Origin of the sequence: Aeribacillus sp. FSL K6-8394, assembly GCF_038008865.1 — a bacterium.
Classification (GTDB): Bacteria; Bacillota; Bacilli; order Bacillales; family Aeribacillaceae; genus Aeribacillus; species Aeribacillus composti.
This window is the reverse complement of the sequence record NZ_JBBPAA010000001.1, coordinates 1,888,779-1,904,465: the sequence shown is the minus strand read 5'-3', so window position 1 is coordinate 1,904,465 and position 15,687 is coordinate 1,888,779. Positions and strand designations below refer to the sequence as shown.

16 protein-coding genes are annotated in these 15,687 nt (G+C 37.5%); 6 read left to right on the top strand and 10 right to left on the bottom strand.

Translation table 11 applies throughout. The annotated features are described in order from the left end of the window. The first annotated feature begins 12 nt into the window (after window positions 1–12). From NSR00_RS09000 to NSR00_RS08990, 3 genes are all read left to right on the top strand, one after another. Window positions 13–2,991: an ATP-binding protein gene (locus NSR00_RS09000; protein ID WP_340788214.1), complete on the top strand. Its 2,979-nt coding sequence runs from the start codon at window positions 13–15 to the stop codon at window positions 2,989–2,991. Between the two features lie 80 nt (window positions 2,992–3,071). Next, window positions 3,072–4,016 (top strand): 3'-5' exoribonuclease YhaM, encoded by a 945-nt coding sequence (gene yhaM, locus NSR00_RS08995; RefSeq protein ID WP_066248928.1) that lies wholly within the window; start codon window positions 3,072–3,074, stop codon window positions 4,014–4,016. A gap of 69 nt (window positions 4,017–4,085) precedes the next feature. After that, window positions 4,086–4,280, top strand: a complete 195-nt coding sequence (locus NSR00_RS08990; RefSeq protein ID WP_063387307.1) for a sporulation YhaL family protein — start codon at window positions 4,086–4,088, stop codon at window positions 4,278–4,280. A gap of 271 nt (window positions 4,281–4,551) precedes the next feature. Here the strand turns inward: NSR00_RS08990 and NSR00_RS08985 are convergent, their stop codons facing one another. Then, window positions 4,552–5,388, bottom strand: coding sequence for a peptidylprolyl isomerase (locus NSR00_RS08985; RefSeq protein WP_066248925.1), 837 nt, complete (start codon window positions 5,386–5,388; stop codon window positions 4,552–4,554). Between the two features lie 209 nt (window positions 5,389–5,597). On the opposite strand from NSR00_RS08985, the gene NSR00_RS08980 reads away from it, so the two are divergent. Beyond that, the gene (locus tag NSR00_RS08980; protein ID WP_340789200.1) at window positions 5,598–5,675 is read left to right on the top strand and encodes a YjcZ family sporulation protein; all 78 of its coding nucleotides are present in this window, start codon (window positions 5,598–5,600) and stop codon (window positions 5,673–5,675) included. A 63-nt stretch (window positions 5,676–5,738) separates the two neighbouring features. Here NSR00_RS08980 and NSR00_RS08975 read toward each other — a convergent pair whose 3' ends face one another. Then, on the bottom strand, window positions 5,739–5,918 hold the full coding sequence (locus tag NSR00_RS08975; protein ID WP_340788210.1) for a hypothetical protein: 180 nt from the start codon (window positions 5,916–5,918) through the stop codon (window positions 5,739–5,741). Between the two features lie 123 nt (window positions 5,919–6,041). Here NSR00_RS08975 and NSR00_RS08970 point away from each other — a divergent pair, with 123 nt between their 5' ends. Beyond that, window positions 6,042–6,380, top strand: a complete 339-nt coding sequence (locus NSR00_RS08970) for a DUF1878 family protein (protein WP_063387310.1) — start codon at window positions 6,042–6,044, stop codon at window positions 6,378–6,380. Here NSR00_RS08970 and NSR00_RS08965 read toward each other — a convergent pair. The 8 genes from NSR00_RS08965 to NSR00_RS08930 form a co-directional block, all read right to left on the bottom strand. Then, window positions 6,364–6,966, bottom strand: a complete 603-nt coding sequence (locus NSR00_RS08965; RefSeq protein ID WP_144597110.1) for an HTH-type transcriptional regulator Hpr — start codon at window positions 6,964–6,966, stop codon at window positions 6,364–6,366. The genes NSR00_RS08970 and NSR00_RS08965 overlap by 17 nt on opposite strands. Window positions 6,967–7,261: 295 nt before the next feature. Further along, on the bottom strand, window positions 7,262–7,627 hold the full coding sequence (locus NSR00_RS08960; RefSeq protein ID WP_340788207.1) for a hypothetical protein: 366 nt from the start codon (window positions 7,625–7,627) through the stop codon (window positions 7,262–7,264). A gap of 319 nt (window positions 7,628–7,946) precedes the next feature. Further along, the gene (locus tag NSR00_RS08955; RefSeq protein WP_063387314.1) at window positions 7,947–8,474 is read right to left on the bottom strand and encodes a tryptophan transporter; all 528 of its coding nucleotides are present in this window, start codon (window positions 8,472–8,474) and stop codon (window positions 7,947–7,949) included. 82 nt (window positions 8,475–8,556) lie between these two features. Continuing rightward, the gene (serC, locus tag NSR00_RS08950; RefSeq protein WP_340788203.1) at window positions 8,557–9,636 is read right to left on the bottom strand and encodes a 3-phosphoserine/phosphohydroxythreonine transaminase; all 1,080 of its coding nucleotides are present in this window, start codon (window positions 9,634–9,636) and stop codon (window positions 8,557–8,559) included. 130 nt (window positions 9,637–9,766) lie between these two features. Beyond that, window positions 9,767–10,189 (bottom strand): HIT family protein, encoded by a 423-nt coding sequence (locus NSR00_RS08945; protein ID WP_063387316.1) that lies wholly within the window; start codon window positions 10,187–10,189, stop codon window positions 9,767–9,769. 675 nt (window positions 10,190–10,864) lie between these two features. Beyond that, window positions 10,865–12,076 carry an ABC transporter permease gene (locus NSR00_RS08940; RefSeq protein WP_340788201.1) on the bottom strand — a complete coding sequence of 404 codons (1,212 nt, stop codon included), beginning with the start codon at window positions 12,074–12,076 and terminating at the stop codon, window positions 10,865–10,867. Then, complete coding sequence (locus NSR00_RS08935; RefSeq protein WP_340788198.1) at window positions 12,060–12,809, bottom strand: ABC transporter ATP-binding protein; 750 nt, start codon at window positions 12,807–12,809, stop codon at window positions 12,060–12,062. Before NSR00_RS08935 ends, NSR00_RS08940 begins: the two co-directional genes overlap by 17 nt. A 111-nt stretch (window positions 12,810–12,920) precedes the next feature. Beyond that, window positions 12,921–13,427: an antibiotic biosynthesis monooxygenase family protein gene (locus NSR00_RS08930; RefSeq protein WP_063387319.1), complete on the bottom strand. Its 507-nt coding sequence runs from the start codon at window positions 13,425–13,427 to the stop codon at window positions 12,921–12,923. Window positions 13,428–13,560: 133 nt separating this feature from the next. Between NSR00_RS08930 and NSR00_RS08925 the strand changes: the two genes are divergently transcribed. After that, window positions 13,561–15,672 carry a transglycosylase domain-containing protein gene (locus tag NSR00_RS08925; RefSeq protein WP_327856438.1) on the top strand — a complete coding sequence of 704 codons (2,112 nt, stop codon included), beginning with the start codon at window positions 13,561–13,563 and terminating at the stop codon, window positions 15,670–15,672. Window positions 15,673–15,687: the final 15 nt, after the last annotated feature.

Sequence of the window (15,687 nt, the reverse complement as noted above, 5' to 3'; positions counted from 1 at the left end):
AAAGGTGATAAGATGAAAATAAAAGAACTGCATATTTATGGCTACGGAAAATTTGCAGATAAAAAAATTTCATTTTCGGATCATGGCATACAAGTCATTTACGGTTTAAATGAAGCCGGAAAATCGACGCTGATGTCTTTTATCCATAGCATGCTGTTCGGATTTCCCGTTAAACAGCATCCGGATAAACGGTTCGAACCGAAAGCGGGCGGAAAATACGGCGGGGCATTAATCATCGAATGTGAAATTTACGGAACAGTAAAAGTGGAACGCGTAAAAGGGAGAGCCGCAGCGGGGGATGTAACTCTTTATTTCCAGGATGGACGGACAGGAGGGGATAAAGAGCTGGCTGAAATTTTAAAAGGAACCGACAGACCAACATATCAAGCGATTTTTTCCTTTGATTTATTCGGGCTGCAAAAAGTGTATGAGCTGAATCGTGAGAAGCTGGGAAAATATTTATTTTTAACAAGTGTATTCGGGTCTGATCAGTTATATCGTTTAGAGGAGAAACTGCAGAGAGAGCAGGAGGATTTGTTTAAACCGAACGGACGAAAACCGTTGCTGAACAGATCGTTAAATGAACTGATGGAGGACTTTGCAGAACTGCAACATGCAAAAGAACAGCAGCGCGCTTACAATTTTTTGATCAAAGAAAGGGACAGCTTAGAGAAGCAGCTGAAGGACTGCCAGAACGAGAAGGTGACGCTGAAAACAGAACAGAAAAAAGTGGAAAAACAAATAGCAGTTCTTCCCCTTTTGGAAAGACGGAAAGAATGCTTGCAGCTGTTAAAAGATTTTCCTGACGGCATTCAATTCCCGGAGGACGGGCTTGTGCGGTTGGAAAAGCTTTCGGCAAGAAGAGACGAAGTTTTAGAACAGCTGGGAAGGGTGCAGGAAAAAGAAAAGGGGATCGAGGATTCCTTATCAGCCTTGAAGATCGACGGCCGTCCAGCTGACGAGACAATATTTGAGGAATTAAAAAGCCAATTTCCCCTCATCCAAAAACAATTAGAAGAACAAAAACTTTTCATTGTTCAACAACAAATGCTGGAAGGACAGATTCATGAGGAGATCATCTATATTTTCGGCCATCAAGATGAAAATGCTATAAAAAAAATCGACACATCTGTTCGCATGAAGGAAAAAATAAAGGATGCTGCGAAGAAATATGAACAATTATTTCAAAGAAAAAAGCTTCTCGATGAACAATATGAGCGTGCCCAATATTCGCTGGAAGAATGTGAGCGCCGCATAAAAGAATACGAATCTTTTCTGCTTGATCCATCTGAAAGGGAAAGATTAATAGAGGAGCAGTCAGCCATAGAACAAGAAATGGCGCAAACGGCCGACAAACATTATTTAAAAGAGCAGATTGCCCAGTTAAAAGCAAAAATCAATGAAAGAGAAAAAAAGAATCGGGAAAAATTAAAAAAATGGAAAATTCTCACTGTATCTTTGCTATCTGTTTTTGCGTTTGCCATTGTTCTTTCGTTTGTTTATAAGAATTGGCTGTTTTTAACAGCGTTTCTTCCTTTCATCATTGTTTTCTTTTTCTTCCGTCCACAGGATGATGAGCTGTTAAAGCATTTACAAAATGAGCATGGACAGCTTGTGAAAAAACTTGATAAACAAAATGATTCCCGAATCTTGGAAAGAACGTTGCGTTTGAAGCATATTAAGGAAATATTATGGAAGGATCAGCAAGTCCGCCAAAAAATTGAGATCGAAAAGATGAATTATAAAGGAAAAGAACAAGCTTATGAACGGATTCTTTCGTTATATGACGAATGGGAACATGAAAAGTATCAATTGCAACATTTAATTTTCCCGTTTTATGAACATTTTCATCTTCCGAAAGAAGCCGAAGGATCACAATTGCTTGAGCAGTTTGAACGCATCGCAAGCTGTCAAAAGCTGATAAGAGAAAAAAGAATGTTAGAGGAAAAAGTTCGTTTGTATGAAGAAAACTTAAATCAGTTTAGAAAAAAGTTTGAGCCTTTGTGTGAATATTATAACATTCGTGCAGACTCAATTGAGAAACGCTATTCAGAACTGAGAAGAATAATGGAAGAAAATATAAAGAAACGATCGCAAAAAGAGGCATTGATGAAGCAGCTAAAAGAGGTTCAAGAGGAAAAAACAAAATTTCGTTTGACCTTTCAAAGCATTGAAAGAGAATTAGAGAAGCTGTTTCAGTCAGCCGGAGCAGCAAGCGAGGAAGAATATAGAAAAATAGGAATGCTCAAAAAAGAGAAAGAAAAAATCGAAACCGAATTAAACTGGATTGAAGGGCAGCTGCGAACGAAAGGATTATTGACATCAAGCGATATGAACGATTATCAAAATGAGAGGGCTTTGAAAGAGCGAGAAACATTTCTTGAGGAAAAAGAAGAAGAACTCGAAAAAATGGAGGATTCTATCCGGAAGAAATTAGCGGAAACAGAAATAGAGATTAGAAAAATAGAACTATCAGGTCTATATTCTGAGTTGAAATATTCGTTTGAAATGAAGCGTTCTGCAGCAAAAAAGCTTGCGAAAAAATGGGCGGCAATGGCAGTGGCAAGAGAGATGCTGAAACATACGACGAATTATGTTCGAAATGAAAAAATGCCGAAGTTGTTGCATAAAATGGAATATTTTTTCCGAATAGCAACGTCTGGGGAATACGAAAACATTTATCTGGCGGAGGGTTCGCCTTCTTTCTCAGTGAAAAGGAAAGACGGGCTTGTTTTTACGGCTGAAGAACTGAGTCAAGGAACAGCTGAACAACTGTACACGGCGATCCGGTTTGCGCTGGCAGAAAGCATGCAAAAGAGAATTCATCTTCCATTAATGATCGATGACAGCTTTGTGAATTTTGATCATTTGCGCATAAAAAATATTGTGAGTATCATGAGACAGCTGTCGGATCATCATCAAATGCTGCTGTTTACTTGCCATCAGCATATATTATCTTACTTTCAAGACGAAGAAATCATTTACTTATAAAATATATTTGTCAGACCGTCGCACATTTGGTTCGTATGCTATACTATAAGTTACGAGGCGGAAAGTGGAAGGAGAATACGATGGCTAAAGGAATTATTCATTACAATGTTGGGGAGCAGGTAGATCTTTTTTTGCTGATAAAATCAGTAACAAAAGGTATTGCAAGCAATGGAAAACCTTTTTTAACGTTAATTTTGCAAGACCGTTCCGGGGAAATTGAAGCAAAACTATGGGATGTGAGCAAAGAAGATGAAGAAAATTATCTGCCTCAACAGATTGTTAAAATATTTGGCGATATCCATCATTACAGGGGAAGAAATCAACTGAAAATCCGCAACATCCGATTGGCAGAGCCGCATGAAAATTTAAATGTACAGGATTTTGTAGAAAGAGCGCCATTATCTCAAGAAGAAATGGTTGAAAAAATTACGAAATACATATTTGAAATGAAAAATCCAAACATTCAACGGATAACAAGATTCTTGATGAACAAGCATCAAAGCGCTTTTCTCTTATATCCGGCGGCGACGAAAAACCATCATGAATATGTATCAGGCCTTGCCTATCATGTTGTTTCCATGCTTGATCTTGCCAAAGCGATTGCTGACTTTTATCCGAGTTTAGACAAGGATTTATTATATGCCGGGGTCATACTTCATGATCTTGGCAAAGTAATTGAACTGTCGGGCCCCATTTCCACTTCTTATACAGTTGAAGGGAATTTGCTTGGGCATATTTCCATCATGGTAAACGAAATTGGAGAAGCTGCGAAGGAACTTGGGATTTCCGGCGAAGAGGTCGTCATTTTGCAGCATATGGTATTGAGCCATCACGGGAAACCGGAATGGGGAAGTCCGAAAATGCCGATGGTTAAGGAAGCGGAAATTCTCCATCATATTGATAATATCGATGCAAAAATGAACATGCTGGACCGGGCGCTTGAACGAGTCAAGCCGGGAGAATTTACGGAACGGATTTTCGCTCTGGACAATCGCTCATTCTATAAACCGTCATTTCATCGATAGAGAATCATAATATAGAGCCCCTTGCATAAAATGAAATAAAAAAGCTTGTCTATGCAAGGAGGAGATGGAATGACGTTTCTGCCGTGGTGGGTATATTTATGTATTGTTGGAATTATTTTTAGTGCATATATGGCATATAAAACAGCTAAAAAAGACAAAGAAATAGAAGAAATTTTTATTGAGCGGGAAGGAAATGTATATATCGAAAGAATGAAAAAAGAAAAAGAAAAGCGAGCGAAAGAAAAGATGACATCTGCAAATTAGAAACAAAATTGTGTCAGCTTTTCTACTATGCTTTCAATTTCCTCTATCCGACCAGCGGGAGCGCGACGATTTTCGGAAAAACATCATCAAACAGTCAAAAGACATCAGACAAAACGTGAGCTGCTTTAATCCGGATAAAAAGATCCATTGTCAACCCGGCAAAGCTGGTGCAGGTTGATAAAAAAACATTTATATACGCTCACATGTTTTGAATGCTAAAAAGGGGGACGAAGCTTTGCTTTTAGTCCCCCTTTCTTCTATATGCCATATGTTAATTTTGGGTTTCAAACAAATCTTTTAGATCTTTGTCGTTTACTTTTACATCTGCGTTTTTAATTGCTTTGTCAATAGCTTCCTGCATCAATGACGGATCAGATATTTTCTGTTTTTTGACATCTTCTTTCAGGCTGTCTTTCATTTCTTCGAATGGTTTTACCGTCTGAGTGATTTTAATAATGTGGTAACCGTATTCTGTTTTAACAGGATCGCTGATTTCTCCTTCTTTTAATTTAAATGCCACATTTTCAAATTCTTTCACCATCTGGCCTTTGCCAAACCATCCAAGATCTCCGCCGTTGGAGGCAGATCCGTCGATCGAATATTCTTTTGCCAAATCCTCAAATTTTTCGCCTTTATTAAGTTTTTCTTTTACTTCTTTCGCTGTTTTTTCATCTTCCACTAAAATGTGGCTGGCGCGTACTTTTCCTTTCAATGAATCATAATATTCTTTTAAATCTTTATCTGTAATTTTAATATTCGCTTCTGTTGCCTTCTTGCGGAGCAAGTCGACCTTCACGATTTGTCTCAAAACCTTGTCTCCGTATTGTTGAGCAATTAAATCGTACTGGGAGCCGTACTGCTGTTTCATTTTTTCGAGCTCTTCATCAATTTCTTTGTCGGAGACTTTAAATTTTTCGCTTAATACTTTTTCATGCACAAGTTCTTGTAAAACATCTTTACCAAAACGGTTTTTCAATGCTTCATAAAATTCGTCCTTCGTAATATCTCCGGCTTTTGTTTCAACGACCGCATCATTTGCACCGTTTGAACATGCATTCAAAGCGAATAAGCTGGCCGTTGCGATAACCGCTAATGCAAATTTTTTCATACTTTACAACTCCTACCTTTTTATGTCTATCTAAAACAAATATACTCACATTTTGACATGAAACTATATGATTTGCAACTGTTTGTCCAAGTAATGGAAAAATCGTTTCGAATTTGGGTTAAGAAAATTCCAGTAAGAAGGACAAATGCCTATGCGAAAAAAAGAACAGTGCATACGATAAAGTAAAGACACAAAAAGGGGGTGTCGTGATGAGCGGAGGAGGCTTTGCGTTAATCGTTGTATTGTTCATCTTACTAATTATTGTTGGTGCAGCTTGGATCTATTAATGGTTTCAAAAAAGTCGGCAGAAGAGGTTTTCTGCCGGCTTTTTTAATGAAGTAAAAAAACTTTTAAGTAAAGGAAATTTCTATGTATGATGAAATTAGTAAAATGGTAATTAAGACATTAATGGTGCGGAATACGTTTGACTGTTTTTCTTCAGGGAGTTCACGAAGGGAACAAAGAGCAGTTGTCAGTTTGTTTATATAAAATAGAATGAAGACGGCAAAAATGATAAAATATAATAGCATTTGAAATCCCCCCTTCCATTTATACCTATTACAATATCAAAATAATGACAAAAAAGATAGGCTTATGGTAAATTTTTGGGGAGTTTTCAGCCCCCATTATGAACCGAAGAAAGATGTGATGGAATGAAAGATTTAGAAAGAAGACTGGAAACTCTAGAATATTATATGTCTTTGTTTATGAAAATGATGAATATTGAAATGTATCCTTTCTACAAGCTCGTGATGGAAAAAGGGCTTATGAAGGAGGAAATAGAAGAGGTTTTTCGCATATGCGATGAATTAGCAAAGGAGCATAAGGAGCAAAAAGCGCAAGGATTTGTATATTTTGAAAATCTCCTTACGCTTTTTGCCGGACAGCTGACGCCAAAGCTGGATGTCAATGAAACGATCGATGCCCTTTATTTACAAGGGCTGTATACTGAATTAATGAAAGACTTAAAACGAACTATTGATTCACTGTAGTTTTTAAATAAGAATGTTCCTCCACATCTTTCTTTTTCTTGATTTTTCCGTCTTCAATGACAAAGTCATTTTCGATATTATTGAATGAGCGTTCAAAAATTGTCATGAAATCGTCTCCGTAAATGTTTCGGATAATTGCTGTAATTTCGATCATTTCAGGAAATTTTCCGTATAGATTTTGCAGCGGAAGCGCGCCTTTCAGAACGGTGTTTTTGGATGGATCATAATCTTCAAGAAGCTTATGCAGCACTTCCTCTCCTTTTTCTGTTAATTGTATGTAAGTATTTCTTTTATCATTTTCTTTTTTGGAAAATTTTAAATAACCGCGTTCTTCTAATTTTTTCGAAAAGTTGAATGCCGTCGATACGTGCATGACCCCAAATTTTGCGATTTCTGAGATCGAGGCTCCTTTTAAATGATAGGCGATCCATAATATATGATGTTCATTGATGTTTAAATCATATGGTTTAATCCAGCGCTGCCAATCCTTTTCAATGGATTTCCAAAGCGCTTTGCTTAGCTGAGCGACACGCTGGCTGAACAGAAGGGCATCTTTTATCGTATAGCTGTCGAGCGATCTCTTCAATTTTTCCACCTACTTTGTATAATACTAACATTTTTAATATCTTCTATTATGCCAATAAAATAAAGATTTATAAAGATGTAATTTACGAAATTTTTAAATAAATAGTGAAACACTAAAAATAGTACACATAGAAGCGGTAATAAATTTTGCGAAGAATGATGAGAACGATCAAGATTTTCTATACTGTAACAATTTTTCATGATTATAAATTATAGCAAAAAAGAATTGACACCCTGCCAATTCTTTGACATGCTTAATATTTTTAATTGTAAAAGGCTTCCGCAAACTTGAAGCGTCAGTTTCTTTCTTTTTTGATTTGATCTTCTAGCTCTGTTAATTTATCTTTAATCTCTTTTACATGCAGCTCCAAATTTTTTTTATTCGGATCAATTTCCAACTGCCATGCTTGAATGGACCGATTGACATCTGCAGCGACTTCTTTAGCAATTTGCAAGCCTTCTTTCGCTGATTGTGCGATTTGCTTTTTTAACGATTTCCCATCAGATTTCAAGTCTCCAAATATGTTTTCAAGCTTATGCAAATTGCATCTTGTCTTTTTTAAAACATTGCCGTTCCTCGCTTGAGCCGTAATCAGTGCAGCTGCTCCGGCAACAACACCGCCGACGAAAAATCCATATAGAAAAGATTTGCCTTTTGACATTTTTACCACTCCTATAGTTCCTTGTTTTCAAAATCCGTCAATAAAAACATATCCTTAGTTGAAGATGCATAAACTAAAAGTAAGGGAGGGAAATTATGGCGGGTGTTATTTTTTTATTTTTTATCATTAGCATGTTGTTTCTTGTAGGAGCTTTTTATAATTTGAAGTTAGCCAATTCTGCGAGTTCATATCCTCCAAAACATCTTCTGAAAAAGAGGGCGTCAGTTTTAGCGATTGGCGGATTAACGTCACTTTTAATAGCTTTTCTTCTTTATTATATACAATAATAAAACCCGATCATAGATCGGGTCAATCTGTTTTATTTATTTTCTGATAGAACGTTAGAACGTTTAAGAATGCTTTCAACAATGGGATAAATAATCACCATTGCAATTGTATTGATAACTGTTGCCGGCAATACAACCGCAAGGAACAAGGCAGTAAATCCGGCGCCTCCTGGGAGACCTACAAGTAAGAGCGCTGCTAAAAGAAACACTGTGCCGGAAATTAATGTTCCTATGACTGTTAAAATTCCCGCCCTTGCTATTGCTTGTTTGAGTGGTTTTAAGGCTAGAAATAGAAAATATATTAAAAATGCCGTCAAAATTTTATCAATAATATTCGGAACGAGTCCGCCGGGAAAACTGGTTGTCAATCCGGATAATATGCCAGTTGCAATGCCCAGCAGACCGGCGTTTGTCATCCCAGGAAACAAGAAAATTCCTAAAAACATCATCAACAGCATCATATCCGGCTTCATCCCGTTAAATATGGGCGGCACAATCGCATGAAGAGCAACGCCGATGGCGACAAATAAAGATAAAATGACTAATTCTTTCGTTCTCATCTCTAAACTCTCCTCTTCTGTTCTCATCTTTAATAAACTTTCCACTATTATAGCGTATGATCGTTAAAGTTAGGATAGGCTTTTAATGTTTTTTTCTGAATTCTTTCATAAACTGGGCGAGCTTTTCACATGCTTCAATCGTTACCGCATTATAAATGGATGCACGGCAGCCACCGACAGAACGATGACCGGATAGACCTATTAATCGATTTTCTTTTGCCTCTTGAACAAACGCTTTTGTCAATTCATCAGACGGTAGCGTAAATGTTACGTTCATGAATGAGCGGCTTTCTTTTTCTGCATGTCCTTTGTAAAAGCCATCGCTTTCGTCTATAGCGTTATATAATATTTGAGCTTTTTGTTTGTTTCTGCGTTCAATTTCAGCTACTCCGCCTTGTTCTTTTACCCATTCCAACACTAGAGAAAGCATGTAAATGGCAAAGGTCGGTGGAGTGTTATATAAAGAGTTTTTGCTTGCATGTGTTTGATAGCTCAAAATAGTTGGTACATTTTTATTTGCTTTTTCAATTAGATCTTTTTTAATGATGACAACAGTGACTCCGGAAGGTCCTAGATTTTTTTGCGCCCCTGCGTAAATGAGATCGAACTGTTCGATATTCAGCTCTCTGCTCAAAATATCGCTGGACATATCCGCAATCAGCGGTGCATTCGTGCTTGGGAACTCATGCCACTCTGTCCCAAAAATTGTGTTGTTTGACGTAATATGCAAATACGCAGCATTTTGGAGCGAATTTGCCTCGAATTGTTTTGGGATGTGTGTGTAATTTGACTCTTTGCTTGATGCCAACACATTTGTTTCACCAAATTTTTTTGCTTCGCTTAACGCTTTTTCAGACCATGCTCCGCTTAAAATATAATAGGCGATATTTTCATTATTCAAAAAATTCATCGGGATCATGGCAAATTGCAGACTTGCCCCGCCTTGTAAAAATAACACATCATACGAATCAGGGATATTAAGCAATTCTTTCAATAAGCTCTTGGCATTATTGTGAACCTCATCATACGCCTGGCTCCGATGGCTCAGCTCCATGACGGACATGCCTGTATGATTGAAATTCAACAGCTCGCCTTGAGCTTTTTGTAATACTTCGACTGGTATAGCTGCTGGTCCTGCATTAAAATTGTATACTCGATCCACGATTCGTCCTCCTTTTAACACATTTATAAAAACATCCTATCATGAAAAAAGGAGAGGGGAAATAAAAAATTTTGTGTCGGTTAGAAAACAGTAAGGATCCTGTTGTTAGGATCCTTTAGCCGTTTATTTTTTATTGCAATCCGCCTTTTATTGTTTCAGCAAGCTGTGCAAGATCTTCTGGAGTATAATCATTTTGATGGGATTTCCATACTATGCCTAAACCATCTTCTTTTCCGTGTCGAGGAATTATGTGCATATGGTAATGAAACACTGTTTGACCGGCTTCTTCGCCATTGTTATTGATTAAATTTAATCCTTTTGGATTCAATTGTTTTTTTACCGCCTTTGCGACCTTCGTAACAGCTTCAAAAAAGTTTCTTGAGATGTCAGGTGTGAGCTCGAAAACGTTTTCTTTATGTACTTTTGGGATGACGAGTGTATGTCCTTTCGTTACCTGCATAATATCCATAAAAGCTAAAACGTGTTCATCCTCGTATACTTTTGCACAAGGAATTTCTCCGTTAATAATTTTACAAAAAATGCAATCGCTCATAATGACACTCCCCGCAATTTTTTTCTTTATTTTACCACGTGTTGAAAATGAAAGAAAACATAAAAAGGAACGAACATAAGTCCGTTCCTTTGAAGAGGGGTTTCAATGCACATGTTAAAAAAGCGATTTAAAAGTGTCTTTCGTCAACACCCCATTTTCAAATAATGAATGGTATTCCTTTTTGACACTTTAAACTTTTGTTAGAACACGACATGAAAAAATTTTAATGACAAACATCTGTTTAAGTGTGTTGTCACCCTCTTCAGTCAATAGCATACCCACTAATTTATTTTTTATGTTGTGTAAAATAAAAAAATTGAGCGTTTTTTGATGATAAATATGAAAAGGCATTTAACGCCTCGGGAAGCTCTCAGCATTGTCAAGAATTTTTTTCAAAATTGGCGGCATAAGCAAAAAGCGTTAAGTCAAAAAAACGCTCGCTCTTAAAAAAACAATCCGGCTCCGTAAGGGAAATTTGGCTTTGTGAAATGTTTTTAGCATTCGCAGCCATCTGCCAAAACAGGTTGCTTGGAAAATGAACGCTTTTTCTCACGGTCCAAATGAAAAAGAGCTTCCTGTTGAAAATAAATTAGGACGCTTCCTTAAATGCCATAAAGTTTATTCAAACCGTCCATAAAAAACAGATGTCCAAGAAGATTCTTCCGTTCCATTCCTTTATCGTGCCAAAAACTTTCCCGAAAAGTACATATAAACAAAAATATATGCAAATAACGCATTGATTGCCAGCTGGACGCCGACAAATAAAATATTCGTTTGCGTTAATAAAACAATGGTAAGAATGGCTAGCTCAATGAAAAGAATGGTAAAAAGAAGGCGTAAAAAGCTTTTTTTCTTTACATTTTGTGGAACTGGATATAAGTCAGCGATAAAAAGAGCATCATAATGCTTGTATAAGCTCGTTAATTGAATTCCGGTTAGGAAGAGAACAGCTGCCGGCAAAATGATGCAAGATACAAGTGACAAAGGCAAAAAGATGCTGACAATAACGCCGATCATCAATAAGCGGATAAACAATCCGAAATAATCTCCTGAACGAATGAAGGATCTGGAAAACATATATAAAAATACATTTGATTGCTTGTAAGGGATGAAAGACAAAATCCAGTCCATCCATTTCCGTCTTTTTGCTTCAGCCTTCAGTTTCGGCACATCAGTAAACATATTGGCCAATCTATAAAATGATTGCAATTTGCGATTTTCCTGCAAAATTAAAAATTCCCACTGCAGCGTTTTGTTCCTCGTTATCTTGAAGAAATAAATGGTTACCAATGCCATCATGCCGTAAATAAACAGGGACAGCATGCTTTCCTTAACAGCCAAATAAATTACCGTGAAATTGACAGCATATCGGACAAACTTATCCATTATCTGGGATAACCGCTCCGGAAAATGCGTCATTTTCCATTGAATCCACAAATTCCAATATTTAATAACCGTAAGCTGGAAGATAAGGAATAAATAGTTGATGCCTTCACCTTCACCGCTTTGAAAATATAAAGGTGCAAGAATGATTAGGCATACGATCATTTGGCCAGTCTGAAGGATATAGCTGTATATAAAAGCACGCTGAAAATAATGGTTTAATCCTTTTTCCATAGGCAGTAAAAAGATGATGTCAGGTTCTTTTAACAACGTGCGCACTTGCGAAAAAGTTACCGTTAATGCTAACAAGAGTGCCATTAAGAATGCTGATGGAAAATGAGGTGGGAGTTGGTCAAGCCATTGCTGATACGCATAGGCTCCTCCGCCTAATAAAAACATAATCACTAAAAGCAGATGATCGTTCAGCATATAACGCAAGTATGTTTGTGTTTCTTTTATATGTGCTGCCAAACGGGCAGGCCAAATATCATTGATTGATCTCATCGTCTTGCTCCTTTGTCAGCCGAATATAAAGATCGTCCAATGTTGCACCAGGCATATTGAATTGCTCCTGCAGATCAAGTTTAGTTCCTTGAGCCCGGACGGTTCCGTTGTGCAAAATCACAAAAGTGTCACAAAACCGTTCTGCATTTGCTAAAATGTGGGTTGACATTAAAATGCCAGCACCTTGTTTTTTCGCCTGATTCATGAGATCAAGCAGGGCGTGAATGGCTAACGGATCCAGCCCGACAAACGGTTCATCAATTATGTAAAGGGATGGCTGAACTAAAAAAGCGCACATAATCATGACCTTTTGTTTCATCCCTTTAGAAAAATGTGCCGGAAACCATTTCAACTGCTTTTCCATTCGAAATGTTTTTAAAAGAGGATCGAGCCGCTCGTTAAATGTCTCTTCACTGATCCCGTGCGCCATAGCCATCAATTGCAAATGCTCAAATAACGTCATTTCTTCGTATAAAATAGGGGTTTCAGGAACAAAACTAAATTGCTTTCGATATTGCACCGGATCTTCCTGAAATGTTTTGCCGTTAATTTTAATAGTCCCGTCACTTGGCTCCATCAAACCGATGATATGCTTGATCGTTGTGCTTTTCCCCGCACCGTTTAATCCAATTAAACCGACCATTTCATTTTCGTTTACAGTGAATGAAACATTTTTTAAAACAGGCTTATTTGTGTACCCGCCGGTAATCTGATCTACTGATAATAAAGTCATATTTTCCGCCTCTCCCCTTTATTTTTTTAAAATTAAATGAGGCTTGATGTATTTAGCCGTTTCAACGATTTTTGCATGTTTTGATCCATTCTTCTCTCTTTCCATTTTAAATCATTCCTTCTCATCTTTTACAATATAATATTTCTTTACTCGGGGTGGAGAAGGAAAAATGAGTTTATCGCTCATCCCTAAAGCTTTTTTAAAGTGGTTAGCAAAAGCTTCGTTTTGATCCCATTTGTTAAAATCTTGTTCTGTCTCCCATAAAGTGAAAATGATATAAGTGTTTTTGAAAAGAGGGCGGAGAACTCTTAAGGCAACAAAGCCCGAATGGCTTTCAATGAATCGAGATAGCTCTTTAAATTGCTGTTCAAATAGAGGTTTTCCTTCATCTGTAACAGATATATAGGTAAACACGGCAAACCCTCCATCGCTGCAGATACTTCCTCTTTTATCAATAATTTCATATTTTTTGGGTTCTTTAAAAATTGTTGTTCCTTTTGTTTCATGCATAAGGACGGCGCTTTCACCGTCATGCATGAATAACATGCATTCTGCTAGATTATTTTTTTTGATTTTGCTTAAATATTCAATAGTGCCGAAAGCTATATAAACATTCATAACAGTCACCTCGCACGAAAATCACTTGACAATTTGCGAAAAAAGTTAAACATGTTACATACTGTATCCAAAATTATACAATACTAATTATGGGAGTTAAACAGAGGTGAAAACATTGTTGAAAAAAATAAAGATGATCTCGGGAATCGTTTTAGCTGCTGCTGTGTTAAGTATTATCGCATACTTTGCCATGATTTGGATCGGTGCTATCGTTGTGGATGAAAAAAAGCTTGTTTTGCATTCTGCGACCTCTTTGATCGATCAAGAAGGACGGCCCATTACGAAATTATATTTAGAAAACAGAGAGATCATCGATATTGATAAAGTTCCGAAGCATGTACAAAATGCTTTCATCGCTGTTGAAGATAAAAGGTTTTATGAGCATCACGGCATTGATTTTCGGGCAATTTCAAGGGCGCTGTTCAAGGACATTGCTGCTTTCAAAAAAGTAGAGGGCGGCAGTACAATCACCCAACAGCTCGCCAAAAATGTTTTTTTAACAAACGATAAAACGGTTTTGAGAAAAATGACAGAAGCTATCATTGCCATTTATCTTGAACAGAAATATAGCAAAAGAAAAATTTTAGAGATGTATTTGAATCAAATCTATTTTGGACATGGCGTATACGGCATCCAGTCTGCATCAAAATTTTTTTTCAATAAAGATGCCTCTGAACTGACTATTGAAGAAGGGGCGCTGCTAGCCGGCCTGCCGAAGGCTCCAGCAGCCTATTCTCCGATTTTGCACCCAGAAAAAAGCTTAGAAAGAAGAAATGCGATATTAACCTTAATGGAGCGCGAAAACTATATTTCTCCGGAGCAAGCTGTCAGAAGCCAGGGGAAAACATTAGGTCTGAATATTCATAAAACGGAAGATAAGCCTTGGCTGTCCGCCTATATTGACATGGTATTTGAGGAAGCGGAAAATAAGTATCATCTTTCAAATGAAGAACTCCTAAAAGGCGGATATAAAATTACCGTTCCGATCAATATCGATGTTCAGGAAAAAGCATTCAAAGTTTTTAAAGAAAAGGCTTATTTTCAAGGTACGAAAGATGATGCTCAAGGCGCTTTTATTTTATTAGATAATAAAACAGGCGGTGTGCTTGCTGCGATCGGCGGGCGAAATTATGTTTCCAAAGGATTTAATCGATTGACAGCGAGGCGCCAGCCGGGGTCAACGTTTAAGCCGATAGCTGTATATGCTCCGGCAATGGAGGAAGGACTTTTTCAGCCTTATTCTCTTCTAAAAGATGAGAAATTGGATTATAAAGGATACTCTCCAAGCAATTACGATGGACGTTATGATGGACATGTAACCATGTTTGATGCGCTCATTCATTCAAAAAATGCTCCTTCTGTATGGGTGCTCGATAAGCTTGGAATCGATAAAAGCAAAGAGTATTTAGAGAAAAACGGGATTTATATTGAGGATAAAGGACTGGCGATTGCTTTAGGAGGACTAAAGTACGGCGTGTCGCCGTTTGATTTGGCAAATGCATACAGAACTTTTGCCAATAATGGTCAATACAGCAAGCCGTATTTCATACAAAAAATTGTGAATGCCAACGGCGATGTAGTGGCAGAAGTAAAAAAACAAAAATATCAAGTTTTTTCTCCGCAAACCTCGTGGAATATGACGAGGATGCTGGAGCAGGTTGTTAAAGAAGGAACTGCCAAAGCGGGACAATATGAAGGAGCTTTAGCTGGAAAAACGGGTACGACATCATTTCCTGGAAAAAAGGGCGCCGTGATGGACGCATGGTTTGTGGGATATACTCCTGACGTGACGGGGGCAGTGTGGATCGGATATGACCGGACAGATGAAGAACATTTTTTAAAGGGTGGGAGCGATTATCCAACGAAAATGTTTAAAAATATTTTAAGCGGTTTGAAATTTGAGGAAAAAACATCCTTTACGATTCCGAAAAAAGTGAAAGATTTAGAAAAACCAATCAGGCTTTCACGAATCCCTTCGCTTTCCGCCACATATCAATTTCACGCACTTCAATTATTTAAAGTGACATTAAAATGGCCTGCCCAAGATGATGACCGGGTCGTATACCGAATTTATGAACGAAGCGGAGAAAGCAAGAAATTGGTCGGATCTGTAAAGGGAAAAGGAGAATATGAAATACCGTATATTAACATTTTTTCAGAGCATTTTTATCAAGTTGTCCCTTATAATCCGCAAACCCATCAGGAAGGGGAAGGTACTGATTTTGTCAGCCCGCGCTGGGAATAACAAAATGCTGGAAAG

Coding starts and splice junctions, on each gene's coding strand:
- NSR00_RS08980 (WP_340789200.1), top strand. CDS start 5,598: ATGAGCGGAGGAGGCTTTGCGTTAATCGTTGTATTGTTCATCTTACTA.
- NSR00_RS08990 (WP_063387307.1), top strand. CDS start 4,086: ATGACGTTTCTGCCGTGGTGGGTATATTTATGTATTGTTGGAATTATT.
- yhaM (WP_066248928.1), top strand. CDS start 3,072: ATGGCTAAAGGAATTATTCATTACAATGTTGGGGAGCAGGTAGATCTT.
- NSR00_RS08960 (WP_340788207.1), bottom strand. CDS start 7,627: ATGTCAAAAGGCAAATCTTTTCTATATGGATTTTTCGTCGGCGGTGTT.
- NSR00_RS08955 (WP_063387314.1), bottom strand. CDS start 8,474: ATGAGAACGAAAGAATTAGTCATTTTATCTTTATTTGTCGCCATCGGC.
- NSR00_RS08985 (WP_066248925.1), bottom strand. CDS start 5,388: ATGAAAAAATTTGCATTAGCGGTTATCGCAACGGCCAGCTTATTCGCT.
- NSR00_RS09000 (WP_340788214.1), top strand. CDS start 13: ATGAAAATAAAAGAACTGCATATTTATGGCTACGGAAAATTTGCAGAT.
- NSR00_RS08930 (WP_063387319.1), bottom strand. CDS start 13,427: ATGAATGTTTATATAGCTTTCGGCACTATTGAATATTTAAGCAAAATC.
- NSR00_RS08935 (WP_340788198.1), bottom strand. CDS start 12,809: ATGACTTTATTATCAGTAGATCAGATTACCGGCGGGTACACAAATAAG.
- NSR00_RS08975 (WP_340788210.1), bottom strand. CDS start 5,918: ATGCTATTATATTTTATCATTTTTGCCGTCTTCATTCTATTTTATATA.
- NSR00_RS08945 (WP_063387316.1), bottom strand. CDS start 10,189: ATGAGCGATTGCATTTTTTGTAAAATTATTAACGGAGAAATTCCTTGT.
- NSR00_RS08925 (WP_327856438.1), top strand. CDS start 13,561: ATGATCTCGGGAATCGTTTTAGCTGCTGCTGTGTTAAGTATTATCGCA.
- NSR00_RS08970 (WP_063387310.1), top strand. CDS start 6,042: ATGAAAGATTTAGAAAGAAGACTGGAAACTCTAGAATATTATATGTCT.
- NSR00_RS08940 (WP_340788201.1), bottom strand. CDS start 12,076: ATGAGATCAATCAATGATATTTGGCCTGCCCGTTTGGCAGCACATATA.